Origin of the sequence: Sphingomonas sp. MMS24-J13 (genome assembly GCF_044905095.1) — a bacterium.
Lineage (GTDB): Bacteria > Pseudomonadota > Alphaproteobacteria > Sphingomonadales > Sphingomonadaceae > Sphingomonas_I.
On sequence record NZ_CP173258.1, the window covers coordinates 4,272,074 to 4,295,281 of the forward strand.

At 64.4% G+C, this 23,208-nt stretch carries 23 protein-coding genes; 16 read left to right on the forward strand and 7 right to left on the reverse strand.

Annotated features, from left to right (window positions below; translation table 11 throughout):
• The first annotated feature begins 14 nt into the window (after positions 1-14).
• The 5 genes from AB4Z44_RS19810 to AB4Z44_RS19830 all read left to right on the forward strand — a co-directional run bounded on the left by AB4Z44_RS19810 (position 15) and on the right by AB4Z44_RS19830 (position 4,225).
• A complete protein-coding gene (locus AB4Z44_RS19810; protein WP_404714295.1) occupies positions 15-311 on the forward strand; it encodes an accessory factor UbiK family protein in 297 nt (98 codons plus the stop codon).
• A 52-nt stretch (positions 312-363) separates the two neighbouring features.
• Positions 364-2,169, forward strand: a complete 1,806-nt coding sequence (gene lepA / locus AB4Z44_RS19815; RefSeq protein ID WP_404714296.1) for a translation elongation factor 4 — start codon at positions 364-366, stop codon at positions 2,167-2,169.
• A 7-nt stretch (positions 2,170-2,176) separates the two neighbouring features.
• Positions 2,177-3,073, forward strand: a complete 897-nt coding sequence (locus tag AB4Z44_RS19820) for an HNH endonuclease (RefSeq protein ID WP_404711371.1) — start codon at positions 2,177-2,179, stop codon at positions 3,071-3,073.
• A 13-nt stretch (positions 3,074-3,086) separates the two neighbouring features.
• Complete coding sequence (locus AB4Z44_RS19825; protein ID WP_404711372.1) at positions 3,087-3,926, forward strand: sulfurtransferase; 840 nt, start codon at positions 3,087-3,089, stop codon at positions 3,924-3,926.
• Positions 3,927-4,039: 113 nt separating this feature from the next.
• Positions 4,040-4,225, forward strand: coding sequence for a hypothetical protein (locus tag AB4Z44_RS19830; protein ID WP_404711373.1), 186 nt, complete (start codon positions 4,040-4,042; stop codon positions 4,223-4,225).
• Here AB4Z44_RS19830 and AB4Z44_RS19835 read toward each other — a convergent pair.
• The 5 genes from AB4Z44_RS19835 to AB4Z44_RS19855 all read right to left on the reverse strand — a co-directional run bounded on the left by AB4Z44_RS19835 (position 4,191) and on the right by AB4Z44_RS19855 (position 8,612).
• Complete coding sequence (locus AB4Z44_RS19835) at positions 4,191-4,622, reverse strand: hypothetical protein (protein ID WP_404711374.1); 432 nt, start codon at positions 4,620-4,622, stop codon at positions 4,191-4,193. The genes AB4Z44_RS19830 and AB4Z44_RS19835 overlap by 35 nt on opposite strands.
• Positions 4,623-4,632: 10 nt before the next feature.
• Positions 4,633-5,055 carry a hypothetical protein gene (locus tag AB4Z44_RS19840; RefSeq protein ID WP_404711375.1) on the reverse strand — a complete coding sequence of 141 codons (423 nt, stop codon included), beginning with the start codon at positions 5,053-5,055 and terminating at the stop codon, positions 4,633-4,635.
• 69 nt (positions 5,056-5,124) lie between these two features.
• Positions 5,125-5,667: a response regulator transcription factor gene (locus AB4Z44_RS19845; RefSeq protein WP_404711376.1), complete on the reverse strand. Its 543-nt coding sequence runs from the start codon at positions 5,665-5,667 to the stop codon at positions 5,125-5,127.
• A 202-nt stretch (positions 5,668-5,869) separates the two neighbouring features.
• A complete protein-coding gene (locus AB4Z44_RS19850; protein ID WP_404711377.1) occupies positions 5,870-7,207 on the reverse strand; it encodes a sensor histidine kinase in 1,338 nt (445 codons plus the stop codon).
• Entirely contained in the window at positions 7,197-8,612 is a 1,416-nt protein-coding gene (locus AB4Z44_RS19855) for a sigma-54-dependent transcriptional regulator (RefSeq protein ID WP_404711378.1), read from the reverse strand. Before AB4Z44_RS19855 ends, AB4Z44_RS19850 begins: the two co-directional genes overlap by 11 nt.
• A 222-nt stretch (positions 8,613-8,834) precedes the next feature.
• Here AB4Z44_RS19855 and AB4Z44_RS19860 point away from each other — a divergent pair, with 222 nt between their 5' ends.
• The 8 genes from AB4Z44_RS19860 (at position 8,835) to cyoD (ending at position 17,974) form a co-directional block, all read left to right on the forward strand.
• Positions 8,835-9,179, forward strand: coding sequence for a UrcA family protein (locus tag AB4Z44_RS19860; protein WP_404711379.1), 345 nt, complete (start codon positions 8,835-8,837; stop codon positions 9,177-9,179).
• 128 nt (positions 9,180-9,307) lie between these two features.
• Positions 9,308-10,615: an efflux RND transporter periplasmic adaptor subunit gene (locus tag AB4Z44_RS19865; protein WP_404711380.1), complete on the forward strand. Its 1,308-nt coding sequence runs from the start codon at positions 9,308-9,310 to the stop codon at positions 10,613-10,615.
• Between the two features lie 26 nt (positions 10,616-10,641).
• Complete coding sequence (locus tag AB4Z44_RS19870) at positions 10,642-11,322, forward strand: ABC transporter ATP-binding protein (RefSeq protein WP_404711381.1); 681 nt, start codon at positions 10,642-10,644, stop codon at positions 11,320-11,322.
• A 128-nt stretch (positions 11,323-11,450) separates the two neighbouring features.
• On the forward strand, positions 11,451-13,949 hold the full coding sequence (locus tag AB4Z44_RS19875; RefSeq protein WP_404711382.1) for an FtsX-like permease family protein: 2,499 nt from the start codon (positions 11,451-11,453) through the stop codon (positions 13,947-13,949).
• 176 nt (positions 13,950-14,125) lie between these two features.
• Entirely contained in the window at positions 14,126-15,010 is an 885-nt protein-coding gene (gene cyoA, locus AB4Z44_RS19880; RefSeq protein ID WP_404711383.1) for a ubiquinol oxidase subunit II, read from the forward strand.
• Complete coding sequence (gene cyoB, locus AB4Z44_RS19885) at positions 15,010-17,004, forward strand: cytochrome o ubiquinol oxidase subunit I (protein WP_404711384.1); 1,995 nt, start codon at positions 15,010-15,012, stop codon at positions 17,002-17,004. The genes cyoA and cyoB overlap by 1 nt, the downstream gene beginning before the upstream one ends.
• Positions 17,001-17,600, forward strand: coding sequence for a cytochrome (ubi)quinol oxidase subunit III (locus AB4Z44_RS19890; RefSeq protein ID WP_404711385.1), 600 nt, complete (start codon positions 17,001-17,003; stop codon positions 17,598-17,600). The genes cyoB and AB4Z44_RS19890 overlap by 4 nt, the downstream gene beginning before the upstream one ends.
• Positions 17,597-17,974 (forward strand): cytochrome o ubiquinol oxidase subunit IV, encoded by a 378-nt coding sequence (gene cyoD, locus AB4Z44_RS19895; protein WP_404711386.1) that lies wholly within the window; start codon positions 17,597-17,599, stop codon positions 17,972-17,974. The genes AB4Z44_RS19890 and cyoD overlap by 4 nt, the downstream gene beginning before the upstream one ends.
• Here cyoD and phhA read toward each other — a convergent pair.
• A complete protein-coding gene (gene phhA, locus AB4Z44_RS19900) occupies positions 17,971-18,834 on the reverse strand; it encodes a phenylalanine 4-monooxygenase (RefSeq protein WP_404711387.1) in 864 nt (287 codons plus the stop codon). The genes cyoD and phhA overlap by 4 nt on opposite strands.
• Positions 18,835-18,877: 43 nt before the next feature.
• Here phhA and AB4Z44_RS19905 point away from each other — a divergent pair, with 43 nt between their 5' ends.
• From AB4Z44_RS19905 to AB4Z44_RS19915, 3 genes are read left to right on the forward strand one after another with little or no spacing between them, the layout of a single operon-like run.
• The gene (locus AB4Z44_RS19905) at positions 18,878-19,834 is read left to right on the forward strand and encodes an ornithine cyclodeaminase family protein (protein ID WP_404711388.1); all 957 of its coding nucleotides are present in this window, start codon (positions 18,878-18,880) and stop codon (positions 19,832-19,834) included.
• 38 nt (positions 19,835-19,872) lie between these two features.
• Positions 19,873-20,352, forward strand: coding sequence for a (2Fe-2S)-binding protein (locus AB4Z44_RS19910; protein WP_404711389.1), 480 nt, complete (start codon positions 19,873-19,875; stop codon positions 20,350-20,352).
• Positions 20,342-22,564 carry a molybdopterin cofactor-binding domain-containing protein gene (locus AB4Z44_RS19915; RefSeq protein ID WP_404711390.1) on the forward strand — a complete coding sequence of 741 codons (2,223 nt, stop codon included), beginning with the start codon at positions 20,342-20,344 and terminating at the stop codon, positions 22,562-22,564. Before AB4Z44_RS19910 ends, AB4Z44_RS19915 begins: the two co-directional genes overlap by 11 nt.
• A 176-nt stretch (positions 22,565-22,740) precedes the next feature.
• Here AB4Z44_RS19915 and AB4Z44_RS19920 read toward each other — a convergent pair whose 3' ends face one another.
• Entirely contained in the window at positions 22,741-23,196 is a 456-nt protein-coding gene (locus tag AB4Z44_RS19920) for a nuclear transport factor 2 family protein (protein ID WP_404711391.1), read from the reverse strand.
• Positions 23,197-23,208 lie beyond the last annotated feature (12 nt).

The following is a 23,208-nucleotide window of genomic DNA, read 5'->3' on the forward strand; positions in this document are numbered from 1 at the left end:
ATCGGAGACCGATGATGCAGTCCGACAACAAGATCTTCGAGGATTTCGTGAAGATGGCCAACGGCTTCGCCGGCACGATGGCGGGGGCTGCGCGCGAGGGCGAGAATGCCTTCAAGGAGAAGGTGAAGGCCTGGGTCGGTGGCATGGACTTCGTCAGCCGCGAGGAATTCGAGGCGGTGAAGGCAATGGCAGCGGCCGCGCGCGATGATGTCGAGGCGCTCAAGGCCGAGCTTGCGGCTGTCAAAGGCAAGGCCAAAAGCAAGGGTGCCGCCCCGGACGATGAAACACCCCCGCCGGGCGCCGGAATCTGATCGGCGAAGGCTGGCCTTTGCGGGCGCGGCAATGCCCTGCTAGGCGGCCGGGATCATGACACCTCTCGACAAGATCCGTAACTTCTCGATCATCGCCCATATCGATCATGGCAAGTCCACGCTTGCCGATCGTTTGATCCAGCGCACCGGCGGCCTCTCCGAACGCGAGATGTCCGCCCAGGTGCTCGACAATATGGACATCGAGAAGGAACGCGGCATCACCATCAAGGCGCAGACCGTGCGCCTCGACTGGAAGGGCTATGTCCTCAACCTGATGGACACGCCCGGGCACGTCGACTTCGCCTACGAAGTGTCGCGCAGCCTCGCGGCCTGCGAGGGCGCATTGCTTGTGGTCGATGCGGCGCAGGGCGTCGAGGCGCAGACGCTCGCCAACGTCTATCAGTCGATCGAGCATGATCACGAGATCGTGCCCGTCATCAACAAGATCGATCTGCCTGCGGCCGAGCCCGAAAAGGTGCGCAAGGAGATCGAGGACGTCATCGGCATCGATGCCTCCAACGCGATCCTCGCCTCTGCCAAGTCGGGCATCGGTATCGACGAGATCCTCGACGCGATCGTCGAGCGGATCCCCGCGCCGAAGGGCGATATCGACGCCCCGCTCAAGGCGATGCTCGTCGATAGCTGGTACGATCCGTATCTCGGCGTCGTCATCCTCGTGCGCGTGGTCGCGGGCGTGCTTAAAAAGGGCCAGCAGATCGCCTTCATGGCGGGCGGCACCCAGCATCTGGTCGATCGCGTCGGCTGCTTCCGCCCCAAGATCGAGCAATTGAACGATCTCGGCCCGGGCGAGATCGGCTTCATCACCGCGCAGATCAAGGAGATCACCGAGACCCGCGTCGGCGACACGATCACCGATGCCCGCCGTCCTGCCGCCGAGCCTTTGCCGGGCTTCAAGGAGGTCCAGCCGGTCGTCTTCTGCGGCCTCTTCCCGACCGACGCGAACGATTTCGAGAAATTGCGCGACAGCATTTCCAAGCTGCGCCTCAACGACGCCTCGTTCAGCTTCGAGATGGAGACATCCGCGGCGCTCGGCTTCGGCTTCCGCTGCGGCTTTCTCGGCCTGCTCCACCTGGAAATCATCCAGGAGCGGCTGACGCGCGAATATGATCTCGATCTGATCACGACCGCGCCGTCGGTGGTCTATCATATCCATCTCTCGCACTCGAAGACCGAGGATGCGAAGACGATCGAGTTGCACAATCCGGCCGACATGCCCGATCCCAACCGGATCGAGGTGATCGACGAGCCGTGGATCGAGGCAACGATCTATGTGCCCGACGAATATCTCGGTTCGATCCTGAAGCTGTGCCAGGATCGGCGCGGCATCCAGAAGAACCTGACCTATGTCGGCGGACGGGCACAAATCACCTACGAACTGCCGCTCAACGAGGTCGTGTTCGATTTCTACGACCGGCTGAAATCGATCAGCCGCGGCTATGCCAGCTTCGATTATCACCAGATCGGCTATCGCGAAGGCGATCTCGTCAAGATGCAGATCATGGTCAATGGCGAGCCGGTCGACGCGCTCAGCATGATCGTCCATCGCGGCGTCGCCGAGGCGCGCGGGCGCGGCATGTGCGAACGGCTCAAGGATCTGATCCCCCGTCACCTGTTCAAGATCCCGATCCAGGCGGCGATCGGCGGCAAGGTGATCGCGCGCGAGACGATCGCGGCGATGCGCAAGGACGTCACCGCCAAATGCTATGGCGGCGATATCTCGCGCAAGAAGAAGCTGCTGGAGAAGCAGAAAGAGGGCAAGAAGCGGATGCGCGAATATGGCTCGGTGAGCATTCCGCAGGAGGCGTTCATCGCGGCGTTGCGGATGGGCGAGGAATAGGAACGCGATGGCTCGGGGTGTATTCCTTCACCGCGCTGACTCCATCTACGATGACCGCCCTGCCGAACAATATCAATTTCCGAAGCAATATCTCTCTCGTGCGTCACAGTTCGTCGGGGACTGGATTATCTACTACGAACCGCGGAAAGGCGGCGGGCGCGGCTATTATGCTATCGCAAGGGTGGGTAAGATCGTTCCCGATCCGATTGCGGCTGACATGTATCTCGCTTTGATTGAGCCGGGCAGCTATTTGCAGTTCGAGAATGTAGTTCCCTTCAGCGATGCCGAAGGCTTGGTCGAGCGCGGGCTTCTCAACGACACCGGAGCAATATCGGGACGAGCGCAGGCTGCGGTTCGTCCGATTTCTGCTTCTGATTTCAATCGTATCGTCGATCGGGCGTTTGACGAAGAAGCTGACCTGCTCCCGCGCGTCGACGACCCGAGCGCTGCATCTGCCTTCCATGAAGCGCGCCTGCCTTTCTCCTACGAAGTAGATAGGGATCGGGTGATATATCTAACGTCGCGACCAGTGCGCGATCGGATTTTCCGCAAACTGGTTCTGGATGCCTATGACTGCCGATGTGCGCTGACCGGCTTGAAGCTGATCAACGGCGGCGGCAGGGCAGAGGTTGAAGCCGCACATATTCGTCCCGTCGAGCATAACGGTCCCGATACCCTCAGCAACGGCATCGCTCTTTCGGGCACAGTACACTGGATGTTCGATCGCGGTCTAATCTCCCTTTCGGAAGATCTGGATATTCTCGTCTCACGTCAGGTGAATGATTCGCAAAGCGTCTGGTCGCTGATGAATCCGGAGCGCAAAGCGCGCTTGCCGGTTATTCCGGGGGCCAGACCCAATCCAGCGTTCACGCGGTGGCATCGCGAAAATTGCTTCAAGCATTAGGTCGGAGGCGATCATGTATCGAACTTTGGTTGATGTGGATGCTCTGGCCGTCATGGTGGACGAGGGCCGAGTGGCGCTGTTCGACTGCCGCTTTCACCTTAACGATCCCGATGCCGGCCGCGCGGCGTTCGAGGCCGGCCATATTCCCGAGGCCGAGTACCTCGATCTGGAGCACGATCTCTCCGCACCGGCGAGCGTCGAGGGCGGGCGGCATCCCTTGCCCGATCGTGAAGGTTTTGCTGCCCGGCTGCGGACATTCGGCGTTCGGTCGGGCGATCAGGTGGTCGTCTACGACGATGTCGGTGGATCGCTTGCCGCGCGCGCATGGTGGATGCTGCGCTGGATCGGGCATGAGGCGGTGGCGTTGCTCGACGGCGGGCTTGCGGCCTGGGCGGCGAGCGGACGGGCGCTGGAGAGCGGGCTCGGCATGCCCCGGCCGGAGGGTGATATTATGGTTGGGCCGGCGCTGGTCGGCACGGTGGACACTGCCGATATCGTCGCGGCGCTTGGCAGCGATCGCCTGCTCGTGATCGATGCACGCACTCCAGCCCGATTTGCGGGCAAGTCGCACCCGCTCGACACCGCTGCGGGACATATCCCGGGCGCGCGCAATCGCTTCTGGGGCGATAACCTGATCCAGAATGGTCGGTTCAAGCCGGCCGAAGCATTGCGCGCCGAATTCGATGCGGTGCTTGCCGGCGTTTCTCCGGCCAATGTTGCGCTGCAATGCGGATCGGGGGTGACGGCCTGTCACGACCTGCTGGCGATGGAGATTGCGGGGTTGAACGGCGCGCGCCTCTATCCTGGCTCATGGAGCGCCTGGACCGGAGATCCTGCACGACCGATCGCGTGAGGCGAGGCCACCAGATTGTGTGACGGCCAGCGGTGTTTACTTCCTGCGGGAGTACGCTAACTAAGTCGCATCGACGCGGATCCGGGCGCGCAGTCTGATTGGAGACGTTTCGGATGAATGCACCGGTCGCAGCCTCGGTTCTGAGAGAGGTCGAGCAGCATCTCGCCCAGGCCCTCGCGCTGCTCGATCAGCACCAGCTCGGCCTTGTTGCAGCGCCGCATATCGACTTTGGCCTGAGCTATGTGCGCGATGCTCTGACCGAACTCAGTTCGCGTTTGCCGGAGCGATCCGCGGGTTGATCCGCTCCAGATAGGCCGTCATCTGCGCGTGCGCGGCGGCGGTCAGGGTCAGCCATTTGCGCCGCCCGTCGGCGGGATCGGGCTGGTCCTCGATCAGCTTCATCGCCTTCAACCGTGCGATCCAGCGCAATGCGGTGGTCGAGGGTACGGCGGCGGCGATGCACGCGCTCGACGTAGCGACCTTCTTGCCTTCCGTTACTGCCGCATAGAGATCGAGCAATATATCCAGTGCCGGATCGGCAAAGAGATCGGGATCGAAATAGCGTGTTATCAGCCGACGCGACGTCAGCAACTCGCGCGCGAAGGCGCCATGCGCGGTCCAGTCCTCCGGGCGACGAACGCTCACCGGCTGGCGCGCTTTCCGGCGCGATCGGGCATTGGCATAAGTCCGGTCCATTCCATTCCCTTTACCAGCGGATCGGCGACCAGCAGCGGTCGCTCCCATAAATCTGCAGGCGCCGGCGGTGCCGCCAGGTGCCGGCGATGATCAGAATCAGGATGACGTAAGACCATCCCTTGAGCCCGACCGCATAAGCGAACGGTGCGATATCGGGCGCGATCGCGCGGGTGATATGGACCAGCACCGCCGCCTGCTGCAGGCCCGCCACCCAGGTCGTCCAGAAGCGATCAGCCGCCAGAGCCAGCGACTGGAACGCGATCAGCATCGCCAGATCGAGCAGGAACATGCCGACGGCGATCGATCCATAGGGGTGCAGTCCGAGCGGCTCCGCCACGAAGGCCAGCACCGTGCCGATCACGACGATCACGGCCGCCGCGCGCTCGGGGCCGCCGCCATAGAGCAGCGCATAGCCTGAGCTCAGTACGGCCAACGCCAGGAAGATCGCGACGTGTACCAGTGTTCGTTCCGATGATGCCGCCGCCGTCAGCCATCCTCGCCGTCATCGCGGAAGGCTATGGCCTGTCAGGATCAGGCTGATGTGCAGGATGCCGTAGAGCCCCGACGCCATCGCCCCGATTGCGAAAACCGCGAGCAGCATCGCCTGGACGCTATCGCGGAGTCTTTGCCTTATGGTCAGATCATTGCCCCGCCCCGTCTGTCTCTCTGCCGGCATGCGGAGCAGTTGGCGGAGCCAATCGACGAAATGTGCCGGCCGGCCCGTGCTTCCCTCCCCATGCGGCCCCCCGCCTGAAGTCGATGATGGCGTACTTATGGGCAATGGATCGGGGTCGGGAAGGGGGGCCGGCTGGTCTCCCCCAAATTGGGGAGGCGTCGGGCTCGCTTCATGATCGCGCAGCATCTGGGCTGCACGCACGCTGCTGCTGACGTCGAGCTTACGCATCGCGCTTTTGAGGTGGCCATAGACCGTGTTCGGCGCGATGCCGAGCAACCGGGCAATTTCCTTCTGGTTGTCGGTCGTGAGAACGAGGCGCAGGCAATCGCGCTCGCGTTCGGTCAATTTCGACAGGCCATCCGGGTCCATCAGCACGCCATCCACACAATCACGCTGCACGATATAGGGACGCCGTGCCGACAAAGTTAACGGCGGCCGAGAGAAAGCTTCATGCTGCGCGCGCGGCGCGGACGGAGCGTACCCCCCGGAGGCCCTCGAAGTGCAGGCATATCAGCGACGTTGCAGCGAAGCGAGCGAGGCTTTGCTCGAAATGGTAAAAAGTTAACACAAATCAGATCGTCAGTTCGAAGCAGGCACCGCCTTCGCGCGGCTCGCCGAGTATGATGGTGCCGCCATGCGCGATCATGATCCGTCGTGCGAGGCTCAGGCCGACCCCGGTGCCCGAGCCCTTGGTGGTGAAGAAGGGCAAGAAGATCTCCTCCGCCAGTTCAGGTGCGATGCCGGGACCGTTGTCCGACACGATCAATTGCGATCGCCCGCCGGGCAACATGCCGATCGAGAGACGGATATGGGGATTGGCGGCATGGCCTGTTGCGGCTTCGGCGGCGTTTTTGAGCAGGTTGATCACCACCTGGGCAAGCAGATCGGGATCGGCATCGAGGATGAGGTCGGCGGGATCGACACCGGTTTCCAGGGTCACTCCCGCCGCCTGATCCGATGCCTCGAACAGCCTTGCCAATTCCTTTACCCAGGGTGTCGCGGCAAAACGCCGCCGCTCGATCACCGGCGCGCGGCTAAAGGCGCGATAGGCCTCGACGAAATGCATGATCCCGCTCGCACGGCGCGCCAGCGTCTCGATCGCGCCGCGCGCATCCTCGATCGCGGGATCGTCGCTTTCGATCTCGGCCATCAGGCGCTCGGCGCTCCCGGCCAGGCTGACCACCGGGGTCATCGAGTTCATGATCTCGTGGGTCAGCACGCGCACCAGATCGGCCTGTGCGGCGAGTTCGACCGTCGACAGCTCGTTCTGGATCGATTGGATCGAAACGATACCGAGCGTGCGGCCGGCACGGCTGACCTCCGCGCGGGCAACCACGGCGCGCTGGACCACGCCGTCGATGCGGAGCGGCATCACCTTGCGGGTGCCGGGAGCGCCGTCGCGCAACAGGCCCACAAACTCGACCCCGAACGTGGCGAAATCCTCGATCCGCGTGCCGGGTAAGCGGTTGAACAATTTGCGCGCCGCCTTGCTGGCAAGCGTGATGCGGCCATCCTCGTCGATGAGGAGCAAGGCAGCTGGCGCTTCGTCGGCGAGCGCAGCCTGGACCCGACTTTCTTCAGTGATCCGGACGCGTTCGGCACGGAGCTGGCGAATCGCATCGTCGAGAGCGATGCCGAGCTGATCGAAGCTGCCTCCGCCGCCACGTCGAACGAAGCCTTGGGTGAAATCGCCGTAACGGAGCGCTTCGAGGAAGCGGGCAATGTCGCGATTGGTCCGGCCGACATGATACCAGAGCTGCCAGACGGCACCGGCGAGGATCAGAACGGCGACGATCCGTGCCGCGGCGAGGCCGGGCGTCCACAGGGTGAAGGCCAACAGGCCGGCGGCCAACAGCAGCCCGAGCACTCGCCGGCCATAGCCGGCCGCGAAACTGCGGCTAGAGGCCATATTTCTCCATGCGCCGATAGAGCGAACCGCGGGTCAGCCCCAACTCCCCTGCCGCCGCGGAGATATTATAGGCGTGCTTTTGAAGTGCGCGCTCGATCATCTGCTTCTCGGCCTTGCCGAGATGGAGTTCGGCGGCGGCGCTCGTCTGGACGGGGGCAGGGTCTGGCACGAGGCGAATCGGGGCGGCGGTGACGCGCGGTAGCGGGAAGTCGCTCAGCGCATAAGCCGAACCCTCGGCCAGGATCACCGCGCGTTCGGCGGCGTGGCGCAAGGCGCGGACATTGCCCGGCCAGTCATAATCGGCCAACGCGAGCAGCACCGAAGCCGGGAGCGCGCGCACGGGTTTGCCATATTTGCGGGCGTAGAGGCCAAGAAAATGGTCGAGCAAGGGCGGGATGTCTTCGCGCCGCTCGCGCAAGGGCGGCAGCTCGATTTCGATCGTATTGAGACGGAACAGCAGATCGGTGCGGAAAACGCCCGGGTCGGTCAGCCGATCGGGGGTGAGATTTGTGGCCGAGACGATGCGGACATCGATCGGCACCGGGCGGTTGGCGCCGACGGGCGTGACCTGGCGTTGTTCGAGCGCAGTCAGCAATTTGGGCTGGAGATGGAGCGGCAGATTGCCGACCTCGTCGAGGAATAACGTGCCGCCATCGGCGGCCTGCATCCGTCCGACCCGATCACCGCGCGCATCGGTGAATGCCCCCTTCACATGGCCGAACAATTCGCTGTCGATCAAATTCTCGGTGACCGCGCCGAGATCGACCGACAGCATCAACTTGGCGGAACGACGCGACCGGCGATGGATTTCGCGCGCGACCAGTTCCTTTCCGGTGCCGTTCTCGCCGAGGATCAGCACGTTGGCCTCGGTCGGCGCGGCGCGATCGATCAGCGACTGGACATGCGCCATCGCCCGGCTTTGCCCGAGCAAGGGCGCCTCGCCCGCAGGTGTTGCGATCGTCTCGACCTTGGCTTTCTCGATGCCGGTCGCGCGGCGCTGGCCCCTCAGCTGGGCGGCGGTGCGGACGGTGGCGAGCAGGCGCTCGTTCGACCATGGCTTGGTGACGAAATCGGTCGCCCCCTGCTTCATCGCCTGCACGGCCACCTGGATACCGCCATGCGCGGTGATCAGTACCACTACCGCATCGGGATCGCGCTCGAGAATGCGGCCGAGCCAGAGGAAGCCTTCGCGTCCGTCGGTGGCGCCGCGCATGAAATTGGCGTCGAGCAGGATCGCATCGGGGCTGCGCTGCCCGATCAGGTCGATCGCCTGCTCGGGAGAGGCCACGCCGACGACCTCGGCGAACAGCTCACGCAGCAGCAGCCGCGCGGAGAGCAGGATGTCCGCATCGTCGTCGATCACCACGCACAGATCGAAAGCCGGTTTGCCTGCCACCCGCACCATCCTCTTGTCGCGCCTTGCGGCCCCGACCGTTCCCAAATCAAATATCGTGCCAGACTGTCCGGGACCGGACACCGTTCTGTCCGGCCGCGAACAGATTACAGACGTAGTCTTCAGCGTGCCAGCGCATTTTATCCTTTGATATCAAATCGATATAAAACTGGCACGGACGATGCTGAGGAGAGGCGGTCGGCAAATGGCGCCGGCTTGAAGAGGATTTCCATCATGGCCCGTCTGTCTCCCCTCGCACTGGCCGCCGCTATGATCGCGACCAGCCTGTCCGTCCTCGCACCCGCTGGTGCGGCGTCGACCTACGATCCTGATGTACGGATCGTCCACTACGGCGATCTCGATCTTTCGACCGAGGCCGGCCGTGCTGTCCTCGACCACCGCGTGCGGAGCGCGATTAACCGCATTTGCCATAATGGTTCGGTGGTCGATCTCGAGGCGCTCCGGCTCTGCCAGGAGAATGCGATGGCGGCGACCAGGCCGGCGGTCCAGCTCGCGATTCGCAACTCGGAAAATCTGCTTGCCACGGCTGACAGCGCCTTCCGCACGGTACTGCGCTGACTGGCGGTGGTGCCCCTGCCTGTCCACGACCGGACACCATAGTGTCCGGAACCGGACAGGCGGGATGGCGCCTAATCGTCGCTACCGCTTCGTCGGTCATTTGGCACGGCAGGTGCAGGAAGAACGTCATGAGCGTCGTCCGCATGAAATCCGATCAACCCACGCCAGCGCCGGTCACCGGCGGCATGGATCGCGTGATCGAGAAGAAACGCCTGCCCGTCTGGGTAAAGATCGCCGCTGCCGGCGGGGTGCTGCTGGTCCTCGCCTTGGTCTGGTGGCTGGCGCCGAGCGCGGGCAGCCAGACCGTCGATGCCGATCGCGTTACCATCTCCGAAGTGCGGCAGGGCACGTTCGACGACTTCCTGCCGCTGCGCGCCCGCGTCACCCCGCTCGTCACCGTCTATCTCGACGCGGTCGAGGGCGGCCGGGTCGACAAGGTGCTGGTCGAGGATGGTGCCACGGTCACCAAGGGCCAGCTGCTCGCGGTCCTGTCCAATGCCGAACTGCAGCTCTCGACCTTGCGCGACGAGGCCGAGGTCGCGAACCAGCTCAACAATCTGCGCGTGACCGAACTCAATCTCGCCCGCACCCGGCTCGACAATCAGCGCGCGGTGACCCAGGCGCAGACCGATCTCGCCAAGGCCAAACGGCTCAACGACCTGCAGGCGCCCTTGTTCGCGCGCGGCTTCGTCGCCTCGAAGGTCTATGGCGACACACGCGACGATCTCGATAACGCCCAGAAAAGGCTGGTCGAACTGCGGGAGGCGCAGGCGACTGACGAGCGGCTGCAATCGAGCCAGCTTGCCGAGCTCCAGACTTCGGGCCACTCGTTGCGCTCGGCGCTGGCGGTGGCGCACGCCAATCTCGACGCGCTCAACCTGCGCGCGCCGGTGTCGGGCCAGCTCACCGCCTTCTCGATCCAGGTCGGTCAGTCGATGAATCGCGGCGAGCGGCTCGGTCAGATCGATAGCCCCGGCCGCACCAAGCTCAACGCCGATGTCGACGAATATTATCTCGGCCGGGTCCAGCCCGGTCAGTCGGCAACGCTGGAACGCGACGGCAAGACGTACCGGATGAAGGTCGCGAAGATCTATCCGCAGGTGAAGAACGGCGTCTTCCAGGTCGATCTATGGTTCCTCGATGCCGAACCGCAGGGCATCCAGCGCGGCCAGACGCTGCCGGTCAAACTCACGCTGGGCGATCCTTCGCCCGCCCGCCTGCTCCCCAATGGCAGCTTCTACAGCGATACCGGCGGCGCCTGGGTGTTCGTGGTCGCGCCCGACGGCCGCAGCGCAACCAAACGCCCGGTCCGCCTCGGGCGCCGCAATGCCGATTTCGTCGAAGTCCTCGACGGGCTCGATCCGCACGAAAAAGTGATCACCTCGCCCTATGCCGGGCTTACCGACAAGACCCGGCTCGATATCGCCCGCCCCTGAAGACACGTGGCTTGAAAGGAAAGCCGATGCTGAGCCTGCGCAACCTTTCGCGGACCTACCGCACCGACACCGTCGAGACGACCGCGCTCGATTCGATCGATCTCGATATCCTCGATGGCGAATTCGTCGCGATCATGGGGCCTTCCGGGTGCGGCAAATCGACCCTGCTCAATATATTGGGCCTGCTCGATAGCCCGACCAGCGGCTCCTATCGCTTCGGCGAGAAGGAGGTCGCGGGCCTGCGCGAGGCGGAATTGGCCGACGTCCGCAAGCGCCACATCGGCTTCATCTTCCAGAGCTTCAATCTGGTCGATGAATTATCGGTGCGCGAGAATGTCGAGCTGGCTTTGCTCTATCACGGCATCCCGGTGAGCGAGCGGCGCCAGCGGGTCACTGCGGTGATGGACAAGGTCGGTATCGGTCACCGCGCCGATCACCGGCCGAGCCAGCTTTCGGGCGGCCAGCAGCAGCGCGTCGCGGTCGCGCGCGCGGTCGTCGGCAATCCCGATCTGATCCTGGCGGACGAGCCGACCGGCAACCTCGATACCGTACATGGCGAAGAGGTGATGCGGATGCTCCAAGCCTTGAACCGCGAGGGGACGACGGTGGTGATGGTCACCCACTCGCCGGCGCATGCCGATTATGCCGGCCGCGTGGTCAACATGCTCGACGGGCAGGTGCAGGCCGAGCGCCGCCGCGCGGCGTGAAACGAGACAGCCCTGCCTGGTAGTGCGGGCAGGGCGGGTGGGGGCTTCGTTCTTTCGGTGTGGTTTACCCTTGGACCGCGCACGGCAGGCGAAACCCTCACCCAACCCATGATTGGAGGACGCGGGCGATGCTGCGCAATTATTTCACGGTCGGGCTGCGCTCTCTGTTCAAGAACCGCGTCTACGCGCTGATCAATATTTTGGGCCTCGCCATCGGCATGGCAGCCTGCCTGATGATCCTGCTGTTCGTGCGCTACGAACTCGGCTTCGATCGCTGGATCCCCGGAGTCGAGCATGCCTACCAGTTTCAGTCCTGGTATCACGGCAAGGATACAGGCCAGCCTGCTTATCTGCAGATGACCGCTTATACGGCGGGCAAGGCATTCAAGAAGGATTTTCCCGAAGTCGAGCAGGAGGTCTATGCAGCCAGCAGCGCACCCGCGATCGTCAAGGATGGGCAAGCGCTGGCGGCCGATGATTATCTCTTCGCCGACGGCAACCTGCTCGACGTGATCCGCCTGCCGGTCGTCCGCGGCAGCGCCGCCGGTCTGGCGGCGATCGATACGATCGCGCTGACACAGAAAGAGGCGATCGCGCGCCTTGGCAGCGAGGACATCGTCGGGCGCACCGTCTCGCTGATCTCGAAGGGGGAGACGCGCGATTATCGGGTCGTGGCAGTGCTGAAGGACATTCCGCGCAACAGCCACATCAAGCTCAATGCGATCGTCCATGTCGACTTCCCGCGCTGGATGGCCAAGGAATCGCAATTCCTCAGCTGCTGGGGCTGCCAGGGCGGATTCGTCTACGTGACCTTGCGTCCGGGCGCGGATGCCGAAGCGATGCAGGCGCGCGTGACGGCGTGGAAGAAGCGCAACATCCCCGACGATGTCAGCGATGGCGTCCGCACCAATCAGGGCGACGATCAGGATTTCCGTATCGTCAATCTGGCCGACATCCATCTCGGCAGGGGCCAGGTCGGCGCGATGACGCCTGGCAATGACGAACGCTCGATCGCGACCTTCGCGGTGGTCGCGCTGCTGATCCTCGCCATGGCGGTGGTGAACTTCACCAATCTGGCGACCGCGCGCGCCAGCCAGCGCGCGCGCGAGGTCGCGCTGCGCAAGGTGCTGGGGGCCAGCCGCCAGCAGCTGATCGCGCAGTTCGTCGGCGAGGCGACGTTGGTCGCGGCGATCGCGATGCTGGTGGCGCTGGCGATCGTCGAGCTTTCGCTGCCGGCCTTTGCCAATTTCCTCGATGCCGATCTCGCGCTCCATTATTTCGGGCGTGACGGCATATTGCTGCCGGTGATCGGGCTGGTTTTATTGGTGGGTGTGCTGGGTGGGCTCTATCCGGCCTTCTTCCTGTCGCGTTTCCAGCCGGCAGCGGTGCTGCGCGCCAATCGATCGGCTGCCGAAACCCCCGGATCGGGGCGGTTGCGCACCATCCTTGTGGTGGGTCAGTTCGCGGTCTCGATCGGCCTGATCATCTGCACGGCGACGATCTATGCGCAAACCGTCTACGCCCGCACCGTCGATCCCGGTTTCAGGCGCGACCATATCCTCCAGATCAATGGCCTGTCGCGCTACCAGATCATCCACCTAGGCGACCAGCTCGTCGAGCGGATGAGGCGGGTGCCGGGCGTCGATGCCGTCGGGCGGACCCGAATCGGCGTATCCACCTATGACAGCAGCAATACCGGCGTGTTGCTGCCCGGCGCGACCCAGCCGATCACGCTCGGCAGTTATATCGTCGATACCGGTTTCAAGGATGCGATGGGGCTCGAGCTGATCGCCGGGCGCTGGTTCGATCGGAACCGGCCGATGGACGATACGACGATCCCGTTCCCGATCACCGATGAGGCGCAGAAGGCGTTGGCGCAGAGGGGCGGCAATGTCGTGATCAACGCGCTCGCCGCAAGCAAGCTCGGCTTTGCCCATCCGGCCGATGCGGTCGGCAAGCTCATCCGCGTCGGGCTGGTCGATAACGCTTATGGGCTTGTGCCACTGACGATCGTCGGCGTGGTCAAGGACTCACGCTTCCGATCGGTGCGCGATCCGATCGATCCGATCGTGTTCGGCAATGCCCATGAAGGGCACAGCTATATGGTGATCCGCTACCATGGCGATCCCAATGCGGTCCGGGCCGCTGTCGAACGCGTGTGGACCGGCTTCACCCGGGAGGTGCCGTTCGACGCGAAGTTCAGCGAGGATATTGTCGGCGAACTCTACCGGGCGGAGGAAGGCCGCGCGAAGACCTTCGCCGGTTTCGCGGTCCTCTCGGTCATCGTCGGCTGTCTCGGCCTGTTCGGCCTCGCTTCCTTCACCGCCGAGCGGCGCACCAAGGAGATCGGCATCCGCAAGGTGCTGGGTGCGCGTACGCGGGATATCGTGCGATTGCTGGTGTGGCAGTTCAGCCGACCGGTCTTGGTCGCCAATCTGATCGCCTGGCCGATCGCCTGGTGGGTGATGCGCGACTGGCTGGACCGCTTCGACGCCCGCATCACCCTCGGGCCGGGACCGTTTCTCGCCGCGGGCGCGCTGGCGCTGGTGATCGCGGTGCTGACGATCGGTAGCCATGCCGTTCGGGTGGCGCGGGCGAATCCGATCAACGCGCTGCGGTATGAATAGAACGGAACCGTTCCGGTCGAGCGGGGTTCGGGGCCAAGTGAGGTTATGGTAGGCTAGCCTCCGGACTTGCTCGGGACGGACACGTGGCGGCTGGAGCAGTGCACCTCGGAACGACGGTAAGCGATGCCGTCATCCCCGCGAAGGCGGGGATCCATAACCTCCGAACTCTTGAGAATATGGATTCCCGCCTTCGCGGGAATGACGGTATTAAGGACGCAATTCGTCGCGTCGCATGCTCCGTAAGCCTCCTGTTTCTCGCCGGCTGCGGCAAGGGCGTGCTCAACCCGCAAGGCCCCATCGGCGCCGCCGAGCGGACGATCCTTGTCAACGCGCTGGCGATCATGCTGGCGATCGTGGTGCCGACGATCATCGCAAGCCTTGTCTTTGCCTGGTGGTTCCGCGCTGGCAATCCGCGCGCGAAACGGCTGCCCGATTGGCAATATTCGGGGCGGATCGAGCTGATCGTCTGGTCGATCCCGATCCTCGTGATCATGTTCCTCGGCGGCTTGATCTGGGTCGGAAGCCATCGGCTCGATCCCTACCAGCCGATCGCGTCGCGCGCGGCACCGATCGAGGTGCAGGTCGTGGCGCTCGATTGGAAATGGCTGTTCCTCTATCCCGGCCAGAATATCGCGAGCGTTAACCAATTGGTGGTTCCGGTGGGCGTGCCGGTCCATTTCACGCTGACCTCGGGCAGCGTCATGAACAGCTTCTTCGTGCCGCAGCTCGGCGGGCAGATCGCGGTCATGAACGGGATGGTGACCCAGCTTTCGCTTCAGGCCGACAAACCGGGCACCTATCGCGGGCAATCGGCCCAGTTCAGCGGCGATGGCTTTTCGGGCATGGGCTTCACGCTACGGGCGGTGCCGCAGGCGGATTACGACGCCTGGATTGCCGGTGCTCACGCCGGCGGTCCGAGCCTCGATCTGCCCGCCTATCGTGCGCTCGCCCGCCAGAGCCAGAACGTGCCACCCACCACTTGGCGCGCGATCCAGCCGGGCTTGTTCGAAGCGATCGCGCACCAGCAGGTACCGCCCGCCGGCGGCCCGGAGACGCATTGATGCTCGGCAAGCTCAACTGGGCGGCGCTGCCGCTCGATCAGCCGATCCCGATGGTCGCGTCCGCCGTGGTCGGTCTCGGCATTCTCGCGGTGCTCGGCTTCGCGACGTTCAAGGGCTGGTGGCCTTATCTCTGGAACGAATGGCTTACGAGCGTCGATCACAAGCGCATCGGCGTGATGTATTGCCTGCTCGCGGGCGTGATGCTTTTGCGCGGTTTCTCCGACGCGATCATGATGCGCAGCCAGCAGGCCCTGGCCTTCCATGCGCCCGGCTACCTACCGCCGGAACATTATGATCAGGTCTTCTCGGCGCACGGGACGATCATGATCTTCTTTGTCGCGATGCCGTTCATGGTCGGGCTGATGAACTTCGCGGTGCCGCTGCAGCTTGGGGTTCGCGACGTCGCCTTTCCCACGCTCAATTCGGTCAGCTTCTGGCTGACCGCGTCGGGCGCGCTCCTGGTCAATGTCAGCCTCGTGATCGGTGAGTTCGCACGCACCGGCTGGCTGCCCTATCCGCCGCTGTCCGAACTGGCTTACTCGCCCGGCGTGGGCGTCGATTATTATTGCTGGGCATTGCAGATATCCGGCGTGGGCACGCTGATGGCGGGGATCAACCTTGTCACCACCATCCTCAAGTTGCGCGCGCCGGGGCTGACCTACATGCGCATGCCGATGTTCTGCTGGACGAGTCTGGCGGCGAACATGCTGATCGTCGCGGCCTTCCCGATCCTCACCGCAACGCTCGCGATGCTGTCGCTCGATCGCTACCTCGGCTTCCATTTCTTCACCAACGAGGCGGGCGGCAACATGATGATGTTCGTCAACCTCATCTGGGCGTGGGGTCATCCGGAGGTCTACATCCTGATCCTGCCCGCGTTCGGCATCTTCTCCGAAATCTTCGCGACCTTCTCGGGCAAGCCGTTGTTCGGCTATCGATCGATGGTGATGGCGACGCTCTTCATCACGATCGTCTCCTTCCTCGTCTGGCTGCACCATTTCTTCACGATGGGTGCCGGCGCCGACGTCAATGCCGTGTTCGGCATCGCCACCTCGATCATCGCGGTCGGCACCGGTGTGAAGATCTACAACTGGCTGTTCACCATGTATGGCGGGCGGGTGCGGTTCGAGACGCCGATGCTATGGGCGTTGGGCTTTCTCGTCACCTTCACCGTCGGCGGGATGACCGGAGTGCTGCTCGCGGTGCCGCCGGCCGATTTCGTGCTTCACAACAGCCTGTTCCTCGTCGCGCATTTCCACAATGTGATCATCGGCGGCGTGCTGTTCGGGGCGTTTGCCGGCTATTCCTACTGGTTCCCCAAAGCGTTCGGCTTCCGCCTCCACGAAGGCTGGGGCAAGGCGGCCTTCTGGTTCTGGCAGATCGGCTTCATCCTTGCCTTCGCGCCGCTCTATTGGCTCGGACTCGAGGGGATGACGCGCCGGCTCCAGCATTATGACGTCCCAGGCTGGCATCCCTGGCTCTTGGCGGCGGCGGCGGGTGCGGCGGTGATCGCCTGCGGGATCGCCTGCCAGCTCATCCAGCTCATCGTCAGCATTCGCCGACGCGAAAGCCTGCGCGATACAACCGGGGACCCATGGGATGGGCGCAGCCTCGAATGGGCGACGCCCTCGCCGCCGCCGGCGTTCAACTTCGCGATATTGCCCCATGTCGAGGGCGAGGACGCCTATTGGGGCGCCAAAAGGCGCGCGCGCGAGCAGCTGAGCTTCGGCGACGAGCCGGACTACGAACCGATCGAGATGCCGCGCAACAGCGCCACCGGTTTCATAACGGCCTTTTTCGCCACGTTGATCGGCTTTGCCCTGATCTGGCACATTTGGTGGCTGGCAGGCGCAGGCTTTGTGGGGGCTTACGCGACCTTCGTCGCATTCGCCTGGCGCGATCGGAGCGAGGACGAAATCCCGGCCGACGAGGTCGCGCGGATCGACCGCGCCGCCCGCGCGTCGCGCCTTTCGCTGCTGGAGCGGTCGGCATGAGCGCGGCGGCGATCCCGGCCGCAGACGGGCCGGCGCCGATCCGCGTCGTGGTCGGCTACGGTTTCTGGATCTTCCTGCTTTCCGATATCGTCATGTTCTCGGCCTTCTTCGCCGCCTATGCGGTGCTGGTCGGGGCGACGGCCGGCGGCCCGGGCCCGCACGAATTGTTCGATCTGAAGCGGGTGGGGATCGAGACCGGATTTTTGCTACTCTCCAGCTTCACCTGTGGCGTCTCTTATGTCGGCGCACAGGCGCGCAGCCAGATCGTGGCGCAGGCAGGATTGCTGATCACCGGCCTGCTCGGCTTCGCTTTCGTCGCGATCGAGGTTCAGGAATTCGCGCATATGATCGCCGAAGGCGCCGGCCCGCAGCGCAGCGCCTTCCTGTCATCCTTCTTCGCGCTGGTCGGCTGCCACGGGTTGCATGTCAGCGTCGGTTTGCTGTGGCTGGGCACGATGATGGCGCAGCTGTGGGTCAAGGGCTTCCGCACGGACATCATGCGGCGCCTGCTCTGCTTCAACCTGTTCTGGCACGCCCTCGACATCATCTGGGTCGCGCTCTTCACGATCGTCTATCTGATGGGGACGCTGACATGAGCCAACCCGACGAGCCCAAGACCGACGCCGTCGCCGGTGAAGGTGACGGGGGGCGGCACAGCATCGCAGTTTACCTGATCGGTCTCGGGCTGGCGGTGGCGCTGACCATCGCCTCGTTCCTCGTCGCCGCCACCAATCTGATCTGGCCACCGGCCATCCCCGCCGCGCTGATCGCGCTCGCGGTGGCACAGATGGGCGTCCATCTGGTCTTCTTCCTGCATATTACGAGCGGGCCGGAACACACCAACAATGCGATCGCTCTGGCGTTCGGCACGTTCGTGGTGGTGCTGGTGATCGGTGGATCGCTGTGGATCATGGGGCATCTGGACCACAATATGCTGCCGATGGATCTGGTGATGCAGATGCAGCGCTAGCCCTCCGCCCGCTCCAGTGCATATGCCTGAGTACCTCGCGTGATCACCGTGTCGTCCGGCAGGATATCGGTGATCGCCAGATCGGGCAGGTCCTTCAGCCGCGCGTAAAGCGGTGCGAAATCGGTATCGAGGGTCGCGCGCAGCAACTGATCGAAGCTGTCGATCACGAAATAGGTCTGCTGGTAATCGTCGATCCGGTAGAGCGTGCGCATCACGCGCTCCAGATCGAAGCCAATCCGGTTGGGCGAGGGATCGTCGAGCGCGAACAGGCTCTCGCCGCGCGAGGAGACGATGCCCGCGCCGTAGATCTTCAGTCCAGCGCCCGATCGAATCAGCCCGAACTCGACCGTATACCAGTAAAGCCGCGCCAGTTTCTCGATCGCGCCATGGCGCATCGCGCGCAGCCCGCCCTGGCCATAGGCCTGGATATAATCGGCGAAGACCGGGTGGGCGAGCATCGGGACGTGGCCGAACACGTCATGGAAAACGTCGGGCTCTTCCAGATAGTCGAGCTGGTCGGGTTTGCGGATGAATTGGCCGGCGACGAAGCGGCGGTTGGCGAGATGCTCGAAGAAGACGTCGTCGGGCACCAGCCCGGGCACCGCCACCACCTGCCAGCCGGTCGCCTTGTACAATTTGTCCGAAAGCTCGTCGAAATCGGGAATGCCGGGGCGCGACAGATGCAGCATCTCGATCCCGGCAAGAAACTCGTCCGCCGCGCGGCCGGGCAGCATCGCCGACTGGCGTGCGAACAACGTGTCCCACGTTGCATGCTCCGTGGCGGTGTAGGAGGCCCAGTCCTGCGGGATGGTCCAATCGGGCGCGGCGCCCGGGGGCGGGGTTGAGTCGGTTGCGGCCATGGTCCAGCCTTATAGCATGGGCTTGCCGCGAGACATGGATGCGATGACGATCAGGGTTTACGAGGCGGATCGGGTGCGGGCCTTGCTCGATTATCCGGGCTGTATCGATGCGGTCCGGCGCGCGATGGCGGCGTTCAGCGCGAGCGAAACCGAGCAACCGTTGCGCCAGATCGTCGAACTCAGCGAGGGACGGCTGTTCGGGCTGATGCCGGGCAGCCAGCCCGATGCGCCCGGCTTCGGCGCGAAGGTGATCAGCGTGTTCGGCGATCCTGCCCGCCCGGGCCGCGCCGAGCATCGCGGGGTCGTGGTGCTGTTCGATGGCGTGAGCGGCGCGGTCGCCTGCATCGCCGATGCCGCTGCGGTGACCGAGATCCGGACCGCGGCCGCCAGCGCGGTCGCGACCGATGCGCTCGCGCGGGCCGATGCGCGCACGCTCGCGATCTTCGGCTGCGGCGCGCAGGCGGAAAGCCATATCCGCGCACTTGCGGTGGTGCGGCGCTTCGATGCGATCATGGTGTGGGGCCGCGATCCCGTGCGGGCTGCTGCTTTTGCGGAACGGCTGGCGGGTGAGACGGGCCTGCCGATCAGGCCCGAACCCAATCCGAAAATCGCAGCGAAGGCGGATGTGATCTGTACCGTCACCGGCGCGCGCGAGCCGATCCTGCTCGGCGAATGGGTGCGCCCAGGCACCCACATCAATCTTGTCGGATCGAGCCATCCGGGCCCGGTCGAGGTCGATCATGCGCTGGTGGTGGCGAGCCGCTACATTGCCGACAGCCGGCGATCGGTGCTGGCGGCCGGCTCCGAATTTCTCGATGCCAAGGCGGCCGAGCTGATCGGCGACGATCATATCGCGGCCGAGATCGGCGAGGTCCTGCTCGGCCGTATCGCCGGGCGAATATCGCCCGATCAGATCACGCTCTATAAATCGCTCGGCCATGTCGTGCAGGATCTTGCTGCTGCGGCCTATATCGATGCTGCAAACGCCCGCATGAGATGATAGCATGATAACGGGCTGATCGAGCGGGAGGCGTAGCTGTGGGCTACAAGCTGAATATCAACGGGGCGGTGCGCGAAGTCGATGCGGCGGAGGACATGCCTCTGCTGTGGGTGTTGCGCGACGAGCTCGGCATGGTCGGCACCAAGTTCGGTTGCGGCGCCGGTCTGTGCGGGGCCTGCACCGTCCATGTCGACGGCCAGGCGCAGCGCTCCTGCCAGCTCCCGGTCGGTGTCGTCGGCACCCAGAAGATCACGACGATCGAGCATGTCGGCGCGAGCGAGATCGGGGCGAAGCTGCAGGAAGCATGGCTTCAGGTCGACGTGATGCAGTGCGGCTATTGCCAGGCCGGCCAAATCATGTCGGCCAGCGCCTTGCTCGCCACCACGCCCAAACCCAGCGTCGCGCAGATCAACGAGGCGATGGAGGGCAATATCTGCCGCTGCGCCTGCTACAACCGCATCAGCGAAGCGATCCAGATCGCCGCCGCCAATCTCGGGGAGAAAAAGCGTGCGGCATGATCGCGTGAAGGGCGGCATGGACCGCCGCACCCTGCTCAAGGCGTCGCTCATGGCGGGCGGCGGGCTGATGCTCGAGGCCTTGATCCCGTTGCCGGCCCATGCTGCGGTCAGCGGCAAGGCCGGCGCCGATGCGGCGCGGGTCACGGCCTATGTGTCGGTCGCGCCCAGCGGGCTCGTGACGATCGTCTCCAAGAATCCGGAGATCGGGCAGGGCATCAAGACGACCCTGCCGATCCTGATTGCCGAGGAGCTCGATTGCGACTGGAGCCAGGTCGTGATCGCCCAGGCCGATTTCGATCCTAAGATCTATTTCGCCCAATTCGCCGGCGGCAGCACCGCGACGCCGATGAATTATATGCCGATGCGGCAGGCGGGCGCGGCCGCACGCGCGATGCTCGTGCAGGCGGCAGCAACCCAGTGGGGTGTCGATCCCGCCACTCTCGCCACTGCCAAGGGGCGTATCCTGCACGCCGCCTCGGGGCGCTCCTGCGGCTATGGCGAGGTCGCGTCGGCGGCGGCGAAGCTGACCCCGCCCGATCCCAAGACGGTGCCGCTCAAATCGCCCGACAAGTTCACGATCATCGGCAAGCGCACCGTCGGCGTCGACAGCCCGCGCATCGTCAAGGGCGAGCCGATCTACGGCATCGATACGCGCCTGCCGGGCATGCTCTATGCGACCTATGAAGTCGCGCCGGCTTTCGGCGGACGACTGAAGCGTGCCGATATCGCCGCGGCCAAGGCTTCGCAGGGGGTGAAATATGTCATCCCGATCACCGGCGATGGCGACAATGACGGCCTGGTCGATGGCGTCGCGATCGTCGCGACCAACTGGTGGTATGCCAATCAGGCGCGATCGAAGCTCAAGATAGACTGGGACCTGAGCGCGGCGCAGGGTCATGGCACCGCGGCCTACGACAGCAAGGCCAAGGCGCTGATCGCCGCCGGGCCGGGCAACGACATCCGCCGCAACGGCGATCCCGCCGCCGCGCTCAAGGGCGCGAAGACGCGGATCGCCGCGCAATATTCCTATCCCTTCATCGCGCATGCGCCGATGGAGCCGCAGAACTGCACCGCGCTCTATCAGGACGGCAAGCTCACCGTCTGGGCGCCGAGCCAGATGCCGCAGGGCGGGCGTGACGGCATCGTCAAGGTACTCGGCATCCCGGCCGACAACATCACCATCCACCTGACCCGGATGGGCGGGGGCTTCGGCCGGCGGCTGCTCAACGATTATATGATCCAGGCGGCAGCGATCGCTAAGCAATTGCCGGGCACCCCGATCCAGCTGCTCTTCAGCCGCGAGGACGATATCCGCCGCGATTTCTACCGCGTCGGCGGCTGGCACAGCTTCGAGGCCGGCGTCGACGGGAACGGCAAGCTGATCGCCTTCACCGATCATTTTGTCACGTTCGGCGACGGCAAGACGGCGGTGCGCGGCGGCGGCCTCGCGCCCAGTCTGGTTCCGGCCGGGCTGGTCGACAATCTCGCCTTCACCCAGTCGATGATGCACACGGTCGTGCCCGCCGGCTGGCTGCGGGCGCCCGAATCGAATGCGCTCTCGTTCGCGTTTCAGTCCTTCATGGACGAAGTGGCGCAGGCAGCCGGCACCGATCTGCCCGCGCTGATGCTGACGACGCTTGGCGACCGCCGGATCGTCACCACGCCCGCCGAAGGCAACCGGCCACCGCCGGCCTTCGATACCGGCCGCGCGCGCGACGTGATCGAGAAGGTGGTCGCTGTGGCCGACTGGAAGACCAAGCCCAGGGAAAAGGGCCGCGGCAAGGGCTTTGCTTTCTACTTCAGCCACCAGGGCTATTTCGCCGAGGTGGTGGACGCCAGCGTCACCAAGACGGGGGAGGTTGCGGTCCACAAGGTGTGGGTGGCGGCCGATGTCGGCAACCAGATCATCAACCCGATGCACGCCGAAAATCAGGTGCGCGGATCGATCATCGATGGGCTCGCTCAGGCGATTGCCGGCCAGTCGATCGAGATCGTCGACGGCGCCGTCCAGCAGAGCAACTTCCACGATTTCCCGCTGGCGCGCATCCCGATCACGCCCGAGATCGAGATCCACTGGGTGATGTCGGACAAGCCGCCAACGGGGCTGGGCGAGCCGGCGCTGCCGCCGGTAATCCCGGCGCTGGTGAACGCGCTTCATGCGGCAACGGGGACGCGGATTCGTTCGCTACCGGTAAATCTGACGAAGGCGTGAGCGTAAAGCCCCTCTCCCCTTCAGGGGCGGGTGTGCGGCCGTTTCGGCGATCATCCGGGGGATGATCGCTCGGCCGCGCAGTTGGGAGGCGGGGCCGAAGGAGCGGTGAAAATGCGACATTTCGGCAGGACGCCCGGCACCACCCCAACCCTCCCCTGAATGGGAGGGAGTTCGGGTCATCCTTGACCGAACCGTGACAACACCGCACCGGCCCAGCCCATGATCTCCTTGGATCGGATCAGCCACACGCCATCGACCTTGGCGACGACGTCGCGCACATGTCCGCACCAATGGAGATAAGGGTGCGCCGGCGGGCGGTTGATCGTCGCCCAGGCGTAGGAGCGCACCACCCAATGATCGGCCCGCTCTTCGGGGTCGGGCTCGAACACGAATTGTGCCATCTGGTGCTGGTGGCCGGGGAAGTCAGGCCGGTCGTGAAATTTACGCACCAGCTTGCGGAGCTCGTCGCGGCCCTGCCGCACTTCGATCTCGCCGCCGCTCGTCTCCTCGGTCGCGATCGCGTCCGCGGTGAAGAGGTCGAGATAGCCTTCGGTATCTCCGGTATCGAGCGCCCAGCTGTAGCGGGCGTAAAGCTCATAGATCTCGGTACGGTCCTGCGTGCTCGGGGCCATCCTGCTCCACCT

Coding starts and splice junctions, on each gene's coding strand:
- AB4Z44_RS19825 (WP_404711372.1), top strand. CDS start 3,087: ATGTATCGAACTTTGGTTGATGTGGATGCTCTGGCCGTCATGGTGGAC.
- AB4Z44_RS19905 (WP_404711388.1), top strand. CDS start 18,878: ATGACGATCAGGGTTTACGAGGCGGATCGGGTGCGGGCCTTGCTCGAT.
- cyoA (WP_404711383.1), top strand. CDS start 14,126: ATGGATTCCCGCCTTCGCGGGAATGACGGTATTAAGGACGCAATTCGT.
- cyoD (WP_404711386.1), top strand. CDS start 17,597: ATGAGCCAACCCGACGAGCCCAAGACCGACGCCGTCGCCGGTGAAGGT.
- AB4Z44_RS19845 (WP_404711376.1), bottom strand. CDS start 5,667: ATGGACCCGGATGGCCTGTCGAAATTGACCGAACGCGAGCGCGATTGC.
- cyoB (WP_404711384.1), top strand. CDS start 15,010: ATGCTCGGCAAGCTCAACTGGGCGGCGCTGCCGCTCGATCAGCCGATC.
- AB4Z44_RS19860 (WP_404711379.1), top strand. CDS start 8,835: ATGGCCCGTCTGTCTCCCCTCGCACTGGCCGCCGCTATGATCGCGACC.
- AB4Z44_RS19820 (WP_404711371.1), top strand. CDS start 2,177: ATGGCTCGGGGTGTATTCCTTCACCGCGCTGACTCCATCTACGATGAC.
- phhA (WP_404711387.1), bottom strand. CDS start 18,834: ATGGCCGCAACCGACTCAACCCCGCCCCCGGGCGCCGCGCCCGATTGG.
- AB4Z44_RS19865 (WP_404711380.1), top strand. CDS start 9,308: ATGAGCGTCGTCCGCATGAAATCCGATCAACCCACGCCAGCGCCGGTC.
- AB4Z44_RS19855 (WP_404711378.1), bottom strand. CDS start 8,612: ATGGTGCGGGTGGCAGGCAAACCGGCTTTCGATCTGTGCGTGGTGATC.
- AB4Z44_RS19875 (WP_404711382.1), top strand. CDS start 11,451: ATGCTGCGCAATTATTTCACGGTCGGGCTGCGCTCTCTGTTCAAGAAC.
- AB4Z44_RS19850 (WP_404711377.1), bottom strand. CDS start 7,207: ATGGCCTCTAGCCGCAGTTTCGCGGCCGGCTATGGCCGGCGAGTGCTC.
- AB4Z44_RS19835 (WP_404711374.1), bottom strand. CDS start 4,622: ATGGACCGGACTTATGCCAATGCCCGATCGCGCCGGAAAGCGCGCCAG.
- AB4Z44_RS19920 (WP_404711391.1), bottom strand. CDS start 23,196: ATGGCCCCGAGCACGCAGGACCGTACCGAGATCTATGAGCTTTACGCC.
- AB4Z44_RS19810 (WP_404714295.1), top strand. CDS start 15: ATGCAGTCCGACAACAAGATCTTCGAGGATTTCGTGAAGATGGCCAAC.
- AB4Z44_RS19870 (WP_404711381.1), top strand. CDS start 10,642: ATGCTGAGCCTGCGCAACCTTTCGCGGACCTACCGCACCGACACCGTC.
- AB4Z44_RS19890 (WP_404711385.1), top strand. CDS start 17,001: ATGAGCGCGGCGGCGATCCCGGCCGCAGACGGGCCGGCGCCGATCCGC.
- AB4Z44_RS19830 (WP_404711373.1), top strand. CDS start 4,040: ATGAATGCACCGGTCGCAGCCTCGGTTCTGAGAGAGGTCGAGCAGCAT.